15 protein-coding genes and 1 pseudogene are annotated in these 19,348 nt (G+C 65.8%); 1 reads left to right on the top strand and 15 read right to left on the bottom strand.

Annotation, left to right across the window (positions count from 1 at the left end; genetic code table 11):
• Positions 1-109: 109 nt before the first annotated feature.
• The 12 genes from rraA to OKC30_RS04860 form a co-directional block, all read right to left on the bottom strand.
• Positions 110-595, bottom strand: coding sequence for a ribonuclease E activity regulator RraA (gene rraA / locus OKC30_RS04915; protein ID WP_010676045.1), 486 nt, complete (start codon positions 593-595; stop codon positions 110-112).
• A gap of 154 nt (positions 596-749) precedes the next feature.
• Entirely contained in the window at positions 750-2,174 is a 1,425-nt protein-coding gene (gene mgtE, locus OKC30_RS04910) for a magnesium transporter (protein ID WP_010676044.1), read from the bottom strand.
• A gap of 132 nt (positions 2,175-2,306) precedes the next feature.
• Positions 2,307-3,713, bottom strand: a complete 1,407-nt coding sequence (cysG, locus tag OKC30_RS04905; RefSeq protein ID WP_160837361.1) for a siroheme synthase CysG — start codon at positions 3,711-3,713, stop codon at positions 2,307-2,309.
• 12 nt (positions 3,714-3,725) lie between these two features.
• Complete coding sequence (gene nirC, locus OKC30_RS04900) at positions 3,726-4,538, bottom strand: nitrite transporter NirC (protein WP_160837359.1); 813 nt, start codon at positions 4,536-4,538, stop codon at positions 3,726-3,728.
• Between the two features lie 136 nt (positions 4,539-4,674).
• Complete coding sequence (nirD, locus tag OKC30_RS04895; RefSeq protein WP_160837365.1) at positions 4,675-4,992, bottom strand: nitrite reductase small subunit NirD; 318 nt, start codon at positions 4,990-4,992, stop codon at positions 4,675-4,677.
• Complete coding sequence (gene nirB / locus OKC30_RS04890) at positions 4,992-7,538, bottom strand: nitrite reductase large subunit NirB (RefSeq protein WP_160837357.1); 2,547 nt, start codon at positions 7,536-7,538, stop codon at positions 4,992-4,994. Before nirB ends, nirD begins: the two co-directional genes overlap by 1 nt.
• Positions 7,539-7,841: 303 nt before the next feature.
• Positions 7,842-8,930: an ABC transporter permease gene (locus tag OKC30_RS04885; protein ID WP_005355575.1), complete on the bottom strand. Its 1,089-nt coding sequence runs from the start codon at positions 8,928-8,930 to the stop codon at positions 7,842-7,844.
• Positions 8,931-8,933: 3 nt separating this feature from the next.
• Positions 8,934-10,043, bottom strand: a complete 1,110-nt coding sequence (locus tag OKC30_RS04880) for an ABC transporter permease (RefSeq protein WP_160837355.1) — start codon at positions 10,041-10,043, stop codon at positions 8,934-8,936.
• Positions 10,040-11,809, bottom strand: coding sequence for an ATP-binding cassette domain-containing protein (locus OKC30_RS04875; protein WP_160837353.1), 1,770 nt, complete (start codon positions 11,807-11,809; stop codon positions 10,040-10,042). The genes OKC30_RS04880 and OKC30_RS04875 overlap by 4 nt, the downstream gene beginning before the upstream one ends.
• Complete coding sequence (gene hlyD, locus OKC30_RS04870) at positions 11,806-12,774, bottom strand: secretion protein HlyD (protein ID WP_160837351.1); 969 nt, start codon at positions 12,772-12,774, stop codon at positions 11,806-11,808. The genes OKC30_RS04875 and hlyD overlap by 4 nt, the downstream gene beginning before the upstream one ends.
• Positions 12,775-12,868: 94 nt before the next feature.
• On the bottom strand, positions 12,869-13,510 hold the full coding sequence (locus OKC30_RS04865) for a TetR/AcrR family transcriptional regulator (RefSeq protein WP_041211954.1): 642 nt from the start codon (positions 13,508-13,510) through the stop codon (positions 12,869-12,871).
• 272 nt (positions 13,511-13,782) lie between these two features.
• Positions 13,783-14,703: a LysR family transcriptional regulator gene (locus OKC30_RS04860; protein WP_160837349.1), complete on the bottom strand. Its 921-nt coding sequence runs from the start codon at positions 14,701-14,703 to the stop codon at positions 13,783-13,785.
• Positions 14,704-14,871: 168 nt separating this feature from the next.
• Here OKC30_RS04860 and OKC30_RS04855 point away from each other — a divergent pair.
• Positions 14,872-16,267: pseudogene (locus OKC30_RS04855) on the top strand (MFS transporter).
• Between the two features lie 88 nt (positions 16,268-16,355).
• On the opposite strand, the gene hslU reads toward OKC30_RS04855, so the two are convergent.
• From hslU to OKC30_RS04840, 3 genes are all read right to left on the bottom strand, one after another.
• Positions 16,356-17,684 (bottom strand): HslU--HslV peptidase ATPase subunit, encoded by a 1,329-nt coding sequence (gene hslU, locus OKC30_RS04850; protein WP_042005659.1) that lies wholly within the window; start codon positions 17,682-17,684, stop codon positions 16,356-16,358.
• A 92-nt stretch (positions 17,685-17,776) separates the two neighbouring features.
• Complete coding sequence (hslV, locus tag OKC30_RS04845) at positions 17,777-18,310, bottom strand: ATP-dependent protease subunit HslV (RefSeq protein WP_005306539.1); 534 nt, start codon at positions 18,308-18,310, stop codon at positions 17,777-17,779.
• A gap of 186 nt (positions 18,311-18,496) precedes the next feature.
• Complete coding sequence (locus OKC30_RS04840; RefSeq protein WP_010676029.1) at positions 18,497-19,345, bottom strand: SPOR domain-containing protein; 849 nt, start codon at positions 19,343-19,345, stop codon at positions 18,497-18,499.
• Positions 19,346-19,348: the final 3 nt, after the last annotated feature.

The following is a 19,348-nucleotide window of genomic DNA, read 5'->3' as shown; positions in this document are numbered from 1 at the left end:
TCCGAAACCCAACAAGGAGTTTCGGATTCTTACACAGCCTGAGGATCGGTCAATGGATCCTTAACTGATCGGCATTAGAGCCAGGGCTCCCATTTTCACTCTGCTCCGCTTACTCGATGTCGAGGGCATCGGGGGAGAGGATCACCCCTGTGGTATCGGCATAGAGGTGGTCATCCGGCAGGAAGGTGACGCCGCCGAAGTTGACCGGCAGATCGGTTTCCCCGATATCCTTGCTGTCGGCGCCCACCGGAATGGCCGCCAGGGCCTGAATGCCGATGTCGAGATCTTCCAGGATATCGACCTCACGGACGCAACCGTAGCAGACGATCCCTTCCCATTCATTTTCCGCCGCCGTGGTGGCGATCTCGCTGTCGATCAGGGCACGACGCATGGAGCCGCCACCGTCGATCAACAGCACGCGACCAACGCCGTTCTCCTTGACCAGTTCACGGATTAGGCCGTTCGATTCGAAGCACTTGACCGTTGTGATGACGCCGCCGAAAGAGGCGCGGCCGCCGAAGGAGCAGAGCATGGGTTCGAGTACATCCACCATGTCCTGATAGATGTCGCACAGTTCTGAAGTGTTGTATTCCATTGTGTCAGATCCACCGCTGGAAACAGGTGGATCCAGTATAAGGAGTGGGGTTGGCATTTCAACGACTATTCCTTGCCCAGTGGCGGGAAATGCCGTTTTTGCGCGAAAGCGGCCCCGCGTCTTGGCAGGAGCCGCAGACGGTCAGCCTCGGGCCCTAGAGCAGGAACAGGGTCGCCAGCCCCAGGAAGATGAAGAAGCCGCCGGTGTCGGTGATGGCGGTGATCATCACGCTGGCCCCTACCGCCGGGTCGCGCCCCAGCCGGCTCATGGTCATGGGGATGATGACCCCCATCAGGGCCGCCACCAGCAGGTTGAGGATCATGGCGAGCGTCATCACGCCTCCCAGCGCCGCATCCTGATAGAGCAGGAAGGTGGCGATGCCCATGATGCCGCCCCACACCAGGCCGTTGATCAGGGCCACCCCCAGCTCGCGCCACAGCAGGAAGGAGACGTTGCCGGTCTGGATATGCTGCAGCGCCAGCGCCCGCACTATCATGGTGATGGTCTGGTTGCCGGTGTTGCCGCCGATCCCCGCGACGATGGGCATCAGGGCCGCCAGCGCCACCAGCTGGGAGATGGTGTGCTCGAACAGGCCGATCACCCGCGATGCCACGAAGGCGGTGCAGAGGTTGATGGCGAGCCAGGCCCAGCGGGTCTTGACCGCCTTGGAGACGGGGGCGAACACGTCTTCTTCCTCGCTGATCCCCCCCATCCGGCGCAGGTCGGTGTCGCTCTCCTCATAGACCAGGTCCACCACCTCGGCGACGGTGAGCCGTCCCATCAGCTTGCCCCTGGCATCCACCACGGCGGCGGAGACCAGGTCGTCCCGCTCGAAGGTGCGGGCGGCGGCCTCGTCGTTGTCTTCCGGATCGAAGGTGACCGGATCCTTCTCCATCGCGTCGCTCACCAGGGTTTCGGGCTTGTGCAGCAGCACGGCGGTGAGGGGCAGCTCCCCCTGCAGCCGGTTGCGCCGATCGGTGACGAACAGCTTGTCGGTGTTCTCGGGGATCTGGCCGCGTAGGCGCAGATAGCGCTGGACGGTGGCCAGGGTCACGTCGGGCCGCACCGTGATGAGCTCGAAGTCCATCATGGCGCCGACCGTGTGCTTGCCGTAGCGGATCACCTCCCGCACCTTGTCCCTGTCCACCGGCGCCATGGAGGTGAGCAGCCGCCCCATCAGGTTGCGGGGCAGGTGCTGGCCCAGGTAGATCTGGTCGTCGATGTCGAGGGTGCTCAGGGCGTGCAGCAGCTCCTTGTCGCTCATGCCGCTGATGAGGCTGTCCCACACCGTCTCCGACGCTTCCACCAGGATCTGGCCGTGCTTGTCTGCATCCACCTGCTGCCACAGCACGTGGCGCTCGTCCGGCGGCAGGGACTCCAGCGCATCGGCGATATCGGCGGCGGGCAGGCTGTTGACCAGCCGGGTCAGCTCGCTGGTCTGGTCCCGAAGCGCTGCGTCCTGCTCCCCTTGCGGGTCGAGCAGGCTCTCGGTGAGGGCGTCATCGGCCAGCAGGAGCGTGAGGATGCGGGCTCTGTCGTGTTCACGCTGTTTGGCGCTGTTCTTGGGGGGGAGGGACATGAAGCAGAATTCCTGAATTCGGTGATCCGGCGGACAGTCCCCATAGGATACCAGACTCAAAACAAGAGGTTATGACAGTAAATGCAGAAAAAGAAACGCCACCCGAGGGTGGCGTTGGAATGGATGCAGCGATCAGGCCGAGGCCAGGGCCGCGTCTGCGGCGCCTCCTTGCCCGAACCAGGCAAGCTGGTCCGCCAGGGTCACCACAGATCCCACCATGATGAGGGCCGGGCTCTCGACGCCCACCGCCAGCGCGGGCAACTGATCGAGGGTACCGCGAATGACCCGCTGGCTTGGCTGGGTGCCTCGCTCGATCAGCGCCACCGGGGTGCTGCCCGCCTTGCCGTGGGTCAGCAACTGTTCGCGGATGGTGGCGCAGGAGGAGAGCCCCATATAGAAGACCAGCGTTTGCCGATCTTTGGCCAGCAGCGGCCAGTCGAGATCCTGAGCGCCCCCCTTGCCGTGGGCGGTGACGAAACGCACGCTCTGGGCGTGATCGCGGTGGGTCAGCGGAATACCGGCGTAGGCCGCACAGCCGCTGGCAGCGGTGATCCCCGGCACCACCTGAAAACCGATGCCGCTGCCGACCAGCGTCTCCAGCTCCTCGCCGCCACGGCCGAAGATAAAGGGGTCACCCCCCTTCAGCCGCACCACCCGCTGCCCTTTTTTAGCCTCCTCCAGCAACAGCTGGTTGATCCCCTCCTGCGGCACGCAGTGGTTGCCCGCCTGCTTGCCGACGAAGATGCGTTTGGCGTCGCGGCGCACCAGCGCCATCACCTCGTCCGAGACCAGCCGGTCATAGACCACCACGTCCGCCTGCTGCATCTGGCGCAGGGCGTGCAGGGTGAGCAGACCCGGATCGCCGGGGCCAGCTCCCACCAGTACCACCTCGCCAGCGGTCTGGCTTTCGTCGGCAAACAGGCTGTCGGCCAGCTGATTGGCAGAGGCACTATCACCGCGGGCCAGCGCCTGCCCGAGCCGATCCGCCCCGAGCAGCCGTTCCCAGAAGCGGCGCCGTTCTCCCATGCTGGCGAAGCGCGCCTTGACCCGCTCCCGCAGGCTGCCGGCGAAGGTCGCCACGGCCCCCAGATGTTGCGGCAGCAGGGCCTCGAGTTTTTCCCGCAGCAAGCGGGCCAGCACCGGGGCCTTGCCGCCGGAGGAGATGGCCACCATCAGCGGCGAGCGATCGATGAGCGACGGCATGATGAAGCTGGAGCGTTTCGGGTCATCCACGACGTTGGCAAAGATCCGCGCCTGATTGGCGCTCTGGTAGACCAGTGCGTTCACCTCGCGCCGATCGGTGGCGGCCACCACCAGCCACTTGCCCGTCAGTTGCTGCGGCGCGAATTCACCGGCCAGCCACTCGATGCTGCCGCTGGCAGCCAGTTCCGCCAGCTCGGGGTCGAGCTCGGGCGCGACCACGGTGAGCTGGGCACCGGCATCCAGCAGCAGGCGCGCCTTGCGCTCTGCTACCTCGCCGCCGCCGACCAGCAGCACGGGTTTGTTGTCGAGTCGGCAAAAGATGGGCAAGTAGTCCATGGGGCCTCCTGATCAGGCGGTTTGGGTCTGGCTGGCAGTGGTGGTGGTCTCGCTCACCGCGACCGGGCGCTCGGCCTTGGGGGTGGCATACCAGTAGCCGAGGCCCATGAAGAGGGCGCCGGAGACGGTGTTGCCCAGGGTCACCCACAGCAGGTTGTGGCCGATGCCGCTCAGGGTATAGGCCTCCGAGTGGGCGCCAAACCAGGAGAGGGCGAACAGGGTCATGTTGGCGATGGAGTGCTCGTAGCCGGAGGCGATAAAGGCGAGCAGGCACCACCAGATCGCGATGAACCTGGCGGCACCCTCGGTGCGCAGCGCCATCCAGATGGCGAGGCAGACCAGCCAGTTGCAGAGGATCCCCTTCATAAACAGGGTCATCGCCGGGGCCTGGGTCTTGGCCAGCGCCACCTTGTGGGCCAGGCTGCCTGCGTCCGGCAGCAGGCTGCCGCCGTAGGAGTAGATGAGCGCCACCACGACGGAGCCAATCAGGTTGCCGGCCCAGGTCTGCGGCAGGATACGCAGCAGGTCGGCCATGGTGATCTTGCCGGTCTTCACCCCGAAGGTGAGGAACATGGTGTGGCCGGTAAACAGCTCGGAGCCAGCGATGATCACCAGGGTCAGGGCGATGCCGAAGGTGGCCCCCATCACCAGCGGCCGGATGGCGGGATCCACCAGATTGCCGAGGGTGAAGATGAGGATGATGCCGAGGCCCACATAGGCCCCCGCCATGGCGGAGCTGAGCCAGAAGCCGAGCTTGTCGCTGCGCTCGAAGCGGTTGATGCGGGCCGCGTTGGCGGCGCACTTGTTGATGGTTTCGGTATACATCTTTGCTTCCTTCAAGAGGGCCGCCCGCGGGCAGCCCTGACTGTTTTTTAACCCCCTCCCTGCCTCCCCCTTGTCAAGGGGGAGGGGCTTTTTGCTCCCTCCCCTGTGAAGGGGAGGGCCGGGGTGGGGTCTGGTGTTAGACGGCGACCCAGACCTGCTGGTCGCGCACTTCAACGGGGTAGCTCTGCACCGACACCGCAGGATTGTCGAAACAGTGGCCGTCGCTCAGGCGAAAGCGCTGCTTCTTGAGCGGACTGGCGACCCAGAGTTCGCCGTCGTGTTCGCAGATCAGGCCCCGCGACAGCACATTGGCGGCGAAGAAGGGATCCCGGTTGTCGATGGCGAACACCTCGGCGGCCGCGCTCGGGCGGAACAGAGCGATCTGACGACCCTCGATCAGAGCGCAGACGCCGGTGCCCGGCAGGATGTCGTTGAGTTGGCAGGCGAATTTCATCATTTGGTTTCCACCTCGATCTGGTAGACGGGGATGCGCTCGGCCGGAGTGGCGGGTCTGTGCTGGTCGCGCTCGGCGACGAACTGGACGTCCGGATCGCGCTTGTCGCTGTTGATGAAGTGGCTGAAACGCTTGAGCGCTTCCTCTTCGTTGAGGGTGCGCGACCATTCGCACTCGTAACTGTCGATGAGGGTCTGGATATCGCGTTCCAGCGTCTCGGCCAGTCCCAGCTTGTCGTCGACGATCACTTCGCGCAGGTAGTCGACGCCCCCTTCCAGATTGCCGAGCCAGACCGAGGTGCGCTGCAGTTTGTCGGCGCTGGTGACGTAGAACATCATGAAGCGGTCGATCAGCTTGATCAGGGTCTCGCGGTCGAGGTCAGACGCCAGCAGGTCGGCGTGGCGCGGCTTCATGCCGCCGTTGCCGCCCACATAGAGGTTCCAGCCAGCATCGGTGGCGATGATGCCGACGTCCTTGCCCTGGGCTTCCGCACATTCGCGGGTACAGCCGGAGACGCCGAACTTCATCTTGTGCGGGGTGCGAATCCCCTTGTAGCGGTTCTCGAGGAAGACCCCGAGGCCAACGCTGTCCTGCACGCCGAAGCGGCACCAGGTGCTGCCGACGCAGGTCTTGGCCATGCGCAGTGCCTTGGCGTAGGCCTGACCTGTTTCGAATCCGGCCGCCAGCAGCTTGCGCCAGATGGCGGGCAGATCATCCTTCTGGGCCCCGAACAGGCCGATGCGCTGGGCGCCGGTGATCTTGGTGTAGAGCTTGTAGTCGCGGGCGACTTCGGCCACCGCCAGCAGCCCTTCCGGAGTCACTTCGCCACCGGCCATGCGCGGGATGACGGAGTAGCTGCCGTCCTTCTGCATGTTGCCGAGGAAGATATCGTTGGTGTCCTGCAGCGGGATGTTGCGCGGGCTCAGCACATGCTCGTTCCAGCAGGAGGCGAGGATGGAGCCGACGGTCGGTTTGCACACCTCGCAGCCATAGCCCTGACCGTGCTTGGCCAGCAGCTCGTCGAAGCTCTTGATCCCCTCCACCTTGACCAGGTGGAACAGCTCCTGACGGGAGTGGGGGAAGTGGGCGCAGAGGTGGTTGTTGACCTCGATGCCCTGCTTCACCAGTTCGGCGTTGAGCACCTGACTGATGAGCGGCACGCAGCCGCCGCAGCCGGTACCGGCCTTGGTGTGCTGCTTGATGGCGGCAAGGGTGGTGTGACCCTCGGCCACCGCCTTGGCGATGTCGCCCTTGGAGACGTCGAAGCAGGAGCAGATCTGGGCGCTTTCCGGCAGGGCATCCACCCCCAGGGTCGGCTTGGCACCGGCGTAGGCAGGCAGGATCAGGGTGTCCGGGTGGCTCGGCAGCGGCAGGGCATTTAGCATCATCTGCAGCAGGTTGCCGTAATCTTCCACGTCACCCACCAGCACGGCGCCGAGCAATCGGCTGTTGTCCTCGCTCACCAAGATCTTCTTGTAGACGCCGGCCTGGTCGTCCTGGAAAACATAGCTGTGGCTGCCCGGGGTGCGGCCATGGGCATCACCGATGGAGCCGACGGAGACGCCGAGCAGCTTGAGCTTGGCGCTCATGTCCGCCCCTTCGAAGCGGCTGTCGCCGCCGAGCAGATGGTCGACGGTGATCTGGGCCATCTTGTAGCCCGGCGCCACCAGCCCGAAGAAGCGGCCCTGCCAGGCGGCGCACTCGCCGATGGCATAGATGTCGGGGTCGGAGGTGAGGCAGTGATCGTCGATGACGATGCCGCCGCGCTCGGCGATGGCGAGATCACCGTAGCGGCCGAGGGTATCTTGCGGGCGAATGCCGGTGGAGAAGACCACCACATCCACTTCAAGCTGGCTGCCGTCAGCGAAGGCGAGGCGGTGCTTCGCCTGCTCGCCGCCATGCATCAGGATCTCGCTGGTGCTCTTGCTGGTGTGTACCTGCACGCCCATGGATTCAATCTTGCGGCGCAGCAGCTGGCCGCCCTGACCGTCGAGCTGCTCGGCCATCAGCACAGGAGCAAACTCCACCACGTGGGTCTCGAGACCCAGCGCCTTGAGGGCACCGGCGGCTTCGAGGCCAAGCAGACCGCCCCCGATCACCACCCCGCTCTTGCCGCTCTTGGCGGCGCTGCGGATGGCTTTCAGATCCTCGATGGTGCGATAGACGAAGCACTCGTGGTGCTGACTGCCCGCAATGGGCGGCACCCAGGGGTAGGAGCCGGTGGCCAGCACCAGCTTGTCGTACCCGACCACAGTGCCCTTGTTGGAGTGCACTTCGCGGTTGGCCCTGTCGATTTTTTTCACCGCTTCGCCGAGCAGCAGGCGGATGCCGTGCTTGTCGTAGAAGCCGGGTTTGACGAGGGAGAGATCTTCGCTGGTGTGATGGGAGAAGTAGGAGGAGAGATGGACACGATCGTAGGCGGGACGGGGTTCTGCACCGAAGACGGTGATCTCGTAGCGGCCCGGATCGGCCCGCTCGATCAGCTCTTCGATGAAGCGGTGCCCCACCATGCCGTTGCCCACAACGACCAGTCTGACTTTGCTCATAGTTGCCTCAAGTTTGGAGTAATAAAACATCATTCTGAGGCTAGGCTACCCAGTCGGCAGGGGCAGACGATTGATGCAAATCAAGTGTCTATTTATATATCCCCTCAGGGGTAATTCCTGATAATTCAAAGCTATACATAAATGGGTATACCAGTTGATGGTTTCTGCGCTGGCTTGGAGTGAGGGGGGGAGGGTAAGCCTGGTTTACCCACGGCCGGGGAGTGAAAACTTCTGGCGGGAAAAGGCCGGTCTCGCACTGGGCGAGACCGGTATCAATGGGCATCAGCTGAACAAGGTGGCGCGTCAGGCAATATGGCGGCGGAACATGGCGAGCGCCAGCGACAGGGTGACGCCGGCGATGGCGAGCAGCGGCCAGAGCAGGGGCCAGGCGGCCGACCAGTCAAACCCCTTGAGGAAGACCCCCTTGAGCAGCACGATGAAGTGGGTGAGGGGGTCGATGGCCGCCAGCCACTGGAACACCTGCGGCATGTTCTCCACCGGCGAGATGTAGCCCGAGAGGATCACCGCCGGGACGGTGAAGGAGAAGACCCCGAGAAAGGCCTGCTGCTGGGTCGAGCAGAACGAGGAGATGAAGAGCCCGATCCCGGCCAGTGCCAGCCCGTAGCAGACCATGCCCGCCATCAGCAGGCTGAGGCTGCCGGCAAAGGGGAGGTGAAAGACAAAACGGGCGGCCAGCGCGACTATGCATCCTTGCCCCACCGCCACCATGATGCCGGGCACCGCCTTGCCCGCCATGATCCAGCCTGCGGTGAGGGGCGAGACCAGCAGCTGATCGAAGGTGCCCTCTTCCCGCTCCCGCGCGACTGAGAGGGCGGTGACGATAAGACAGCCGGTGGTGGTGATGATGGCCACCAGCGCCGGCAGGATATGCCAGTGGAACTCGACGTTGGGGTTGTAGAGGTTGCGTACTGCCAGCTCGGGTTGCCCCTTGCCCTCACTTTGCCAGCGAGCGATCACCTGACTGATGTAGCCCGCCGCTACCTGACCGCCGTTGGAGCGGCGGCCATCGATAATCAGCTGCACCTTGGCCGGTTCGCCCCGCGCCAATCGGCGCGAAAAATCCCCCGGAATAATCAGCCCGAGCAGCGCCTGCTGCCCGGTGATGGCCTCGGTCATGCCCGCCTCGCCCTGCACCGGAATGATGGTGGTGAAGGCGGGCATATGGGTGAGGCGCTCCAGCAGCTCGCGGCTCTGGGCGCCGCCATCCTGGTTGTAGATGGCCAGCGTGTTGCCGGTCACCTCCAGAGTGGCGGCGAACGGGAAGAGGGCGGTCTGCAGCAGCACCGGCATGATGAGCAGAAAGCGCCCCTGAGTATTGCCCATCAGGGCCTGCAGCTCTTTTCGGATCAGCCACCAGAGTCGGATCAGCATGGGTTACTCCAGAGTGCGCCGCGTCTTGCGGGCGGTCAGGGCCAGCCAGAAACCGGCCAGCAGCAGCAGACAGAAACCGTTGACCAACAGGATCGAGAAGACGCTGCCCGCCTGATAGAGGGTCTGCAGGGAGCTCGCGAAGTAGCGGGCCGGAATGAGGTGGGTGATGGCTCGCAGCAGCGGCGGCATGCTGGCGATCTCGAACACGAAGCCCGACAGCATCACGGCGGGCAGAAAGGCGGCGATCAGCGCTGCCTGCGCGGCGTTGAACTGGCTGCGCATCACGGTGGAGAGAAACAGCCCGAGTCCGAGGGCGCTGCCGAGAAAGACGCTGGTGACCAGAAAGAGCAGCAGCAGGGAGCCGCGCCACGGCACGCCCATTACCGCCACCGAGAAGAGCAGGCAGAGCAGCATAGCGATGATGCCAAGGCCATAGTAGGGCAGCAGCTTGGAGAGCAGCAGCTCCCCCTTGGTGACAGGGGTGGCGAGCAGCGCCTCCATGGTGCCGCGCTCCCACTCCCGCGCCACCACCAGCGAGGTGAGCAGGGCCCCTATGATGGTCATCACCACCGCAATGGAGCCCGGCACCAGAAAGTTGCGACTCACCAGTGCCGGGTTGAACCAGGCGCGGCTCTCTATCGACACTGGCATGGCGACCCCCTCGCCAGCGAGCCACCCCTGCCAGATCCCCTGCACATAGTTGGTGACGAAGTTGGCGGTGTTGGGCTCGGAGCCGTCGGTCAGCAGCAGCGCCTGCGGCGTGCCGTTGCCCTGACCGGCCAGCGCGCGGGAGAAGCCGTCATCGATCACCAGCAGGCCGCGGATCTCGCCACGGGCCAGACTGGCGAGCAGGGACGCCTTGCTCGGGCCGCTGTGGATCTCCAGCGCGGTAGAGCCGCGCAGGGCCTGCTCCAGCCGCACCGCCGGGGCGCCGCTGTCGGTGCGCCAGATGCCGAGGCGCAGATGGTCCACATCGAGATTGATGGCGTAACCCATCACCACCAGCAGCACCACTGGCATGATGAAGGCGATGAGGATGCTGCTCGGGTCACGGACGATTTGCAGCGACTCCTTGCGACACAGGGCCAGCAGTCGTCGACGGTTGATGCTCATGCGTCCTCCTCGCTGGCCCGCTCGACCAGGGTGATGAAGGCCTCTTCCATTGTTGGCAAAGAACAGGTCGGCAAGGAGCCGGTTGGCAAAGAGGTCGCCGCCTCTTTGGCGGCCAGCCCCTTGAGATCGTCCGGGGTGCCGAGGGCCAGCAGCTTGCCGCGATAGATGAGGGCAATGCGGTCGCAATACTCCGCCTCATCCATAAAGTGGGTGGTGACCAGCACGGTGACGCCGTGGTCGGCCAGCGCGTTGATGTGCGACCAGAACTCGCGCCGGGTCACCGGATCGACCCCGGAGGTGGGCTCGTCGAGAAACAGCAGCGGCGGCTCGTGCAGCAGGGCGCAGGCCAGCGACAAGCGCTGGCGCAGGCCGAGCGGCAGGGATTCCGCCTTCTGATCGAGCCAGGGGGCGAGGGCAAAGGCAGTCACCATGGCGTCGATCCGCGTCTGCTGGTGGCGGCCGAACAGGCCGTAGATACCGGCGAAGAAGGAGAGGTTCTGGGCCACGGTGAGCTGCTTGTAGAGGGAGAACTTCTGCGCCATGTAGCCGAGGCGCTGGCGTGCCGCCGAGGGGCTGTGGGCCAGATCGATGCCGGTCACCAGCGCCTGTCCCTCGCTCGGGCGCAGCAGGCCGCACTCCATCTTGAAGGTGGTGGACTTGCCCGCCCCGTTGGGGCCGAGCAGGCCGAAGATCTCGCCGCGGCGCACCGCAAAGCTGACATCATCGGTGGCGGCGAAATCGCCGAAGCGTTTGGTGAGGTGGCGCGCCTCGATCACCGCCTCGGGGGAGACCCCCTGCGGCAGTTCGGCTTCCCGCATCCCGGCCGCCAGACTCGACTCCCCGCCGGGGCCGCCGCCGAGCAGGTCGATAAAGGCATCCTCCAGCCGGGGCTGGGCCGGTTGAAAGGCGCCGTTGGCCAATTGCAGCTCCGGGAGCGGCGGGGGCGTCATGCCCGGGTGCAGCAGCAGGCGAACCTGCTCCCCCGCCACCGCGCCATCCATCACCGCCTGGTGAGCCAGTGCCCGGCGCAGCAGGGCGCGCCGCTCGCGGCCATCCAGTTGCCCCGCCTCCAGCAGCCAGCAGCGGCTGGCCATGGCCCCCATCAGATCGGCTGGCGTGCCGCTGGTGCGCACCTCGCCATCCGCCATCAGCAGCACGTGGTCGCACAGCTCCGCCTCATCGAGATAGGCGGTACTCCAGAGCACCGTCATCCCCCCTTTTGCCAGCTCGCGCACCATCTGCCAGAGGGCGCGGCGGGATATGGGATCGACTCCGACCCCGGGTTCGTCGAGCAGCAGCACATCCGGGGTGCCGAGCAGGGCGCAGGCCAGCCCGAGTTTCTGCTTCATCCCGCCAGAGAGCTTGCCCGCCGGCCTTGCGGTGAAGCGGGCGAGATCGGTGAAAGCGAGCAGCCGCGCGAAGGTGGGCGTGCGTTCGGGCTCCAGTACGCCGCGCAAGTCAGCGTAGAGGGTGAGGTTCTCCAGCACGCTGAGATCCTCGTAGAGGCCGAACTGCTGGGGCATGTAGCCGAGGCGCTGACGCAGCAGATCCCCCTCGCTCACCGGGTCCAGCCCCAGCACCCGGATGGTGCCCGCTTCGGGGATCAGCAGACCGGCCAGCAGGCGCAGCAAAGTGCTCTTGCCCGCGCCGTCGGGGCCGACCAGCCCGGTGATGCCGCCAGCCGGAATGGTGGCCGAGATGGCGTTGAGGGCGACCCGATCGCCAAAGCGTTTGGTGAGCCCCTCGAGGGAGATGGCGCAGCTCATGGGGCCAGCCTGACGGTGACCGGCATCCCTTGGCGCAGGGCCGGGTCGGGATCCTGTACCACGATGCGCAGCCGGTAGACGAGGTGGGTGCGAAGATCCGGCGTTTCCACCGATTTCGGAGTGAACTCGGCGGTGGGCGAGACAAATCCCACTACTCCGTGATAGGGCTTGTCCGGCCGCGAGTCGGTGGTGAGGGTCACCCTGGCGCCGCTCGGGAAGTGGCCGAGCCAGGGCTCCTCCACATAGGCGCGCACCCAGACCGGCGCGGTCAGGGAGAGGTTGAAGGCGGTCGCTCCGCTCTGCACCATGCTGCCGTTCTCGATGGCGCGGCTGATGATGATGCCGTCGCTGGGGGCGGTCAGGCTGGCATCCGCCAGCGCCAGCTCGGCACTGGCGAGCGCCGCTTTGGCCCCTTCCAGCTGGGCATCGGACTGGGCAATCTCTTCCGGGCGGTAGCCGGTTTCGAGCTGGGCGAGCTGTTCGCGTGCCGAGCGCACCTGCGCCTGGGTCTGATCCCGCTGGGAGCGGGCGGTATCGAGCTGACCGCGGGAGATGGCGCCGGTGGCGGCCAATGCGCTCTGGCGGCGCCACTGCTGGTCGGCCTCCAGCGCAGCGGCGTCTGCGGCGGCCAGTGCGGCCCGGGCGCGGTCGGTCTCTTCGCTGCGATAGCCTTTGTGGATCAAGGCGTTGGCGGCAGTGAGCGCAGCCAGATTGGCCAAGGCGCTGTCGCGGCTGTGGGTGAGGGGCGCCGGATCCAGGCGGGCCAGCAGTTGACCGGCTTTTACGCTATCTCCCTCATCGACCAGTACCTGATCGACGCGGCCGCCGACCCGAAAGGCCAGATTGACGTTGCGAATGTCGACGTTGCCGTAGAGGATGGAGCCGTCGGCCGGGCGCCCCTGCCACCAGAGGTAGCCACCGATAACGGTTAGCAGCAGGGCCACGATTGCAATGCGTTGTTTCATGCTGCTTCTCCTTGAGGATGGGTCTGCCACCAGAGGTCACCACCGAGAACGGCCAGCAGCAGAGCTGCCATAGGGATGATGGCGATGGGTTGTTTCATGCCGTTTCTCCTTCCTTGATGTCGGTGGAGCGCAGGCCGCGCAGGGCCCATACCAGCCGTTGTCTGGCGGCCTCGGGGTTGTCTATCTGGCTGAGAAAGGGGGCGGCCTGTTCGGGCAGCCAGCCGAGCTGGCGACCACTGCCGGCGATCACCAGCGGCAGGCCGACCGACCCCATGATGAAGATCATCAGCTGGAGCGGGTGACCGGCGACCAGCGACCCTTCCGCCTGTGCCATCCGTACCTGTTCGATCAGCAGCAGGGGATGGCGGCGCGGCAGGCTGAGCAGAAAGCGCTGGGCCGCCCCTTCCCCCGCCAGCGCATCGCCAAACAGGTGGTTGATGAAGCCGCGCTGGCGGGCCACCAGCCCGATCAGCGCCTCCATGGTGGCCTCGAACATGGCGATGGCAGAGGGGTAGGAGCCTTTGGCTGCCACCGCCTTGAGCTCGTCATAGAGGGGGGCGTACCAGAGCTCCACCAGCTCGTCGATAAAGGCGTCGCGGTTGCCGAAGTGGTAGACGAAGGAGCCGAGGTTCACCTCGGCCGCCGCCGCCAGCTCGCGCACCGTGAGGCCGCGCAGCCCCTTCTCGGTGGCGATGGCGAGGCCGGTATCGAGCAGTTTCTGACGGGTGGGGTGCATCTGGCTGGCGCTCCTGGTGTATGCATTTTGTACGCAATTATACGACCATATAAAAAATGCGGAAGCGGGCGGCAGGATCTTTTTGCCCGCAATGTGATCCGCCCCGCTCTGAGGGGCAGTGATCCCCGTCCGGCAGGGGGAAGGATCCACCACTTGTGCCCAAGCCACAGGCATGTCGGTGTGACGGGGTGGTGACAGGCGCTTCAGGCCCCGGGTGCGGGTGCCCGGGCCACAAGAGGCTGGTGATGGAGCCGGGAGCTGCCTGACCCGGATCAGGGGGTGTCGGTGGTCCCGGTGTGATAGGGGGGCCGGGCACAGGTGTCCCGTATCAGGGCGCGCAGCCAGCGGTGGCCCGGATCGGCATCCTGACTGGGGTGCCAGAGCAGGGCGACCCGGATCCCTGGCAGAGCGAAGGGCAGGGGCAGGGTGACCAGATCGCCGAGCAGGCTGGCGCAGTGCAGGTGCGGCACCGTCGCCACCAGATTGCTCTCCCTGACCAGGGCCAGCGCCGTCGCAAACCCGGGTACCAGGGTGGTGATGGTGCGTCTTTTCCCCTGGCCTGCGAGGATCTCGTCGATGGGGCTGTGAGGCTGGCCCCGGCGGGAGACCAGCACGTGGCGCGCGGCGGCATAGCGCACCACGGTCAGGGTGCCGTCGCAGAGGGGGTGGTCCGGGTGCACCACGGCGACGAAGTGGTCCTGGAACAGGGCCTGGGTGCGCAGCTCAGGGGCCGTGGTGGCGCCGATCACCCCGGTCTCGAAGTCCAGCTCGCCACGGCGCAGGGGGCCGCTCTCCTTGTCGGGTTTGGCCAGAAAGTGCAGCCGCACCCCGGGGGCCTCGACGGCGAGGCGCGCCAGCAGGGCGGGGCCCACCGCCTCCACGAAGCCGTCACTGGATCGCAGGCGGAAGGTGCGCTCCAGGCTCGCCGGGTCTACTTCCTGCTGGGGGCGCAGCACGGCCCGGGTCTCCTGAACCAGGCGGGCAACCTCATCCCGCAGGATCTGCGCCCGGGGTGTGGGGATCAGGCCGCGTCCCGCCCGCACCAGCAGCGGATCCCCCGTGGTATCCCGCAGCCTTGCCAGGGCCCGGCTCATGGCGGAAGCACTCAGGCCTAGCCGTCTGGCGGCGCCCGCCACACTGCCCTCTTCCAGCAGGGCATCCAGGGTGATCAGCAGGTTGAAATCCGGGGTCATGGTCGTCTCCTCGCAGGCGGCGCCTGACGGGCCGACCCCTTCATGATACGCGAGTTGCCGTCTCTTCATATGGCGTCTGATGCAACTATAAGCTGCAATCCGTGCGTCTTCCGCCTTGTCATCTCCCCCGCTAGCCTGAGTGCATCATCACTTGCCGGAGAGACTGCCATGTCCACACCACTTCTTGTTCCCCCTCCCGTGACGCGCCGTCTTGGTCTCGCGGGGCTCGGGCTCGCCACCCTGCTGCCCATGCTGGCGGGCAGCATGGCCAACCTGGTGCTGCCTGCCCTGGGGCAGGACTTCGGCGTGCCCTTCGCCAGCCTGCAATGGGTGCTGGTGGCCTACCTGCTTGGGATCACCAGTCTGACGGTGGTGGCGGGCCGGCTCGGGGATCGTCTGGGGCGGCGTCGCCTGCTGCTCTGGGGGACCGGGGTCTTTGCGCTGGCTTCCCTGCTGTGCGCCCTGGCCCCTTCCATCAGCTGGCTCATTGCAGCTCGCACCCTGCAAGGGGCGGGTGCGGCCTGCATGCTGGTGCTCTCGCTGGCCATGGCAGGAGAGCTGGTGCCGCCAGCCCGACGGGGCTGGAGCATGGGATTGCTCGGCACCCTGTCGGCCTGCGGCACGGCGCTCGGCCCCTCCTTCGGCGGCCTGTTGATCGGCGGATTTGGCTGGCAGGCACCCTTCCTGCTGCTGCTCCCCCTGGCGTTGCTGGCGCTGGGGTGTGCCTGGCGGGATCTGCCCCGGGATGAGGCGGGCTCTGCCGAGGGAAGCCTCCCGCTCACCAGTCTGTTGCTGCTGGTGACGGCGCTGCTCTGCTACGGGCTGGCACTGACCCGGGGCAGCCCGCTCGGAGCCTGGCCGGGGATAGGGGCGCTCGTCGCCATGGCGCTCTTCGTGCGTGCCGACTCGGGTGCCCGTCGCCCCCTGCTGCCCCTGGCGTTGCTGGGGGCGTCCAGGCAAAGAGGCGGGATCATCGCCAGTGCGCTGGTGGCCAGCGTCATGGTGGCGACGCTGCTGATCGGTCCTTTCTACCTGCACGGCGCCTTTGCCCTCGACATGGGGACGGTGGGGCTGATGATCTCCATGGGCCCGCTGCTGGCGGCGCTGTCCGGCATGCCCGCCGGCTGGCTGGTGGACAGGGTGGGGGCTCATGGTGGTGGCCGCCGTCTTGCTGGCCTTGCTGGACAGGGCGTTCGGGCCCCTCGGCTACCTGCTGCCCATCCTGCTGCTCACCGCCGGTTATGCCCTGTTCCAGACCGCCAACAACAGCGCCGTGGTGGGGGAGGCGGAGGGGGCGAGCCGTGGCGCAGTGGCCGGGCTGCTGACCCTGTCGCGCAACCTGGGCCAGCTGACGGGGGCGGCGGGGCTGGGGGGCCTGTTCGCCGCCCTGGCGGGGCGGCCCGATCTCGCCCTCGCGACGGCGGACGAGCTGGCGTTTGCCACCCGGGCCACCTTCGCCCTGACGGCCTTGCTGCTGATGAGCGCGCTCTGGCTGGCGGGAAGGGGGGAGCGTGCCGTGCAGGGTGATGTGGCCCGGGACGGCTGCGAGTCGGGAGAACGCTGAAAACGAAGACGCCTCCACAGGGGAGGCGTCTTGCTATGGGGTTGAGCAGGATAGTAAACCGCTCAGCTCCTCGTTATCGATCAACCGGTTACAGAATGAAGCGGCTCAGATCCTCATCTTCAATCAGCTTGCCGAGGTGGGCGTTGACGTAGTCGGTGTTGATGACGAAGGTCTCGCCTGACTTCTCGGAGGCGTCATAGGAGATGTCTTCCATCAGCCGCTCCATCACGGTGTGCAGACGACGGGCGCCGATGTTCTCGGTGCGCTCGTTGACCTGCCAGGCCGCTTCGGCCAGACGGCGGATACCATCCTGGGTGAACTCGATGTTGACCCCTTCGGTGGCCATCAGCGCCTTGTACTGATCGGTCAGGGAGGCGTTCGGCTCGGTCAGGATGCGCTCGAAGTCTTCGGTGGTCAGGGCGGTCAGCTCGACCCGGATCGGCAGACGGCCCTGCAGCTCGGGGATGAGGTCGGATGGCTTGGCGATCTGGAAGGCACCGGAGGCGACAAACAGGATGTGATCGGTCTTGACCATGCCGTGCTTGGTGTTGACGGTGCAGCCCTCGACCAGCGGCAGCAGGTCGCGCTGAACCCCTTCACGGGAAACGTCCGGGCCCGAGCTCTCGCCGCGCTTGCAGATCTTGTCGATCTCGTCGAGGAAGACGATGCCGTTGTTCTCGACGGAGGCGATGGCCTTCTGCTTCAGCTCTTCCGGGTTGACCAGGCGGGCTGCTTCCTCTTCGATCAGCGCCTTCATGGCCTCCTTGACCTTGATCTTGCGCTTCTTCTTCTGGTTCTGGCCCAGGTTCTGGAACAGCCCCTGCAACTGGTTGGCCATCTCTTCCATGCCCGGCGGGGTCATGATTTCGACACCCATGGGGGAGGCGGCGAGCTCCAGCTCGATCTCCTTGTCATCCAGCTGACCTTCCCGCAGTTTCTTGCGGAAAATCTGGCGGGTGTTGGAGTTGTCGGCTTTCTCTTCCTCACCCCAGCTGTTGCGCGGGTTGGGCAGCAGGGCGTCGAGGATGCGCTCTTCGGCGGCTTCCTCGGCGCGGTATTTCATCTTCTCCATCTCGGTCTCGCGCACCAGCTTGATGGCGACATCGGTCAGATCGCGGATGATGCTGTCCACTTCCTTGCCCACATAGCCCACTTCGGTGAACTTGGTCGCTTCCACCTTGATGAAGGGGGCGTTGGCCAGCTTGGCCAGGCGACGGGCGATCTCGGTCTTGCCGACGCCGGTCGGGCCGATCATCAGGATGTTCTTCGGGGTCACTTCGTGGCGCATCTCCTCGGAGAGCTGCATCCGGCGCCAGCGGTTGCGCAGGGCGACGGCGACCGCGCGCTTGGCGTCGGCCTGACCAATGATGTGTCTGTCCAGCTCGTGGACGATTTCTCTCGGGGTCATCTCGGACATGATGGCGTTCCTGTATCCGGGGCGGGCAGGGCCCACCCCTTGGAAAATGGGGTTTGGCTGGCGGCCTTATTTGGCGGCCCTATTTCGCCGGCTTATTTAGCTGAATAATCCAGCACTTCGATGGTGTGGTTGCCGTTGGTGAAGACGCAGATGTCGCCCGCAATCTTGAGGGACTTCTCGACAATGCTCTTGGCGTCGAGCTCGGTGTTCTCCAGCAGGGCGATGGCGGCGGACTGGGCGAAGTTGCCGCCGCTGCCGATGGCGATGAGATCGTGCTCCGGCTGCACCACGTCACCGTTGCCGGTGATGATGAAGGATTTGTGCTCGTCGGCGACGGCCAGCAGCGCCTCGAGGCGGCGCAGGGCGCGATCGGTGCGCCAGTCCTTGGCCAGCGCCACGGCGGCGCGCTCCAGGTTGCCCTGATGGGCCTGCAGTTTGGCTTCGAAGCGCTCGAGCAGGGTGAAGGCGTCGGCGGTGCCGCCGGCGAAACCAGCCAGTACCTTGCCGTTGTAGAGGCGATGAACCTTGCGGGCGTTGCCCTTCATGACGGTGTTGCCAAGAGAAACCTGGCCATCGCCACCGATGACGACCTGACCGTTGCGGCGAACTGAAACTATGGTAGTCACTTTACTTACCTCGCTTGAGCCGAATGACGGCCTGACTGTGCATGGAGGAAAAGATGGGGATGGCAAAACGGCTTTTCAAGCCTGTGCCGAGCACGGATCGCGGAGGAGGGATCGGGTGGGCGCGGGATGGCGCCAAAAGAAACAGGGCCGGGTGTTGCCACCCGGCCCTGTGCATGAACGCGGCGATCACCCCTTCTTGGGGATGCAGCCGCTGATGCCCGAGCCCTGCAGCTTGCGGTTGGCCGCATCGGCCGCCGCCTTGCCGTTGAAGGGGCCCACCATCACCTTGTAGACGGCGCCACCGGCCCCGTTCACCACCTGCAGGCTTGAAGAGAGCCCGGCGGTGAAGGCGATGCGCGCCTTGAGGGATTCTGCGGAATCCTGGGAGCGCAGGGCGGCACACTGCATCATGTAGCGACCGCCGTCGGCGGCTGCGGTCTGGGCAGTCTGGGTCGCCGCCTTGGCCCTGGCGGCCTCGGCACGCTCCCGCTCAAGTTCGGCGCGGATCTCCCGCTCCATCCGCTCACGCTCGGCCTTCTGGTCGATCACCTGCTCCCGGGCGCTGGCGACCGGGGCGCCGGTCGCCGGCTTGGTCGGCTGCACCGGTTGCGGCTGATAGGGCTTCACCTGACCGATGGGGGTTCCCGGCTGGGGAATGTCGGTCGCGACCGGCTTGGGCAGCTTCTCCGGTTGCAGGGTCATGGTCTCGGCAGGCGGGGGCGGCAGCACGCCCGGCTGGGGCGGCGGCTCTATGATGTCCACCTGCTTGTTCTCCAGCCGCTCGATGTAGCTCCACTTCTCCTGGGGCAGGGTATTGCCCTGTGCCTTGGGTTTGTTGGCCTTCACCTGCTCTTCGATGGTGGGGGCATCGGCGCCCTTGCCGTTGATGAGGTAGAGGAAGGCGCCGAAACCGACGACCAGGGCCCCGGCCAGCAGTGCCGGGATAACAGGAAAGCGGCGAGGGGCCGCTTTCTTGATGTTACGGCCACCCGCCCGTCGTCTCGGGCTGTTGCCGACGTAATCCCGGGTCGCCATCTA

The sequence above is a fragment of the Aeromonas sp. QDB18 genome (genome assembly GCF_027705325.1).
GTDB classification, from domain to species: Bacteria; Pseudomonadota; Gammaproteobacteria; order Enterobacterales; family Aeromonadaceae; genus Aeromonas; species Aeromonas caviae.
This window is presented reverse-complemented; position numbering and strand designations above follow the sequence as displayed.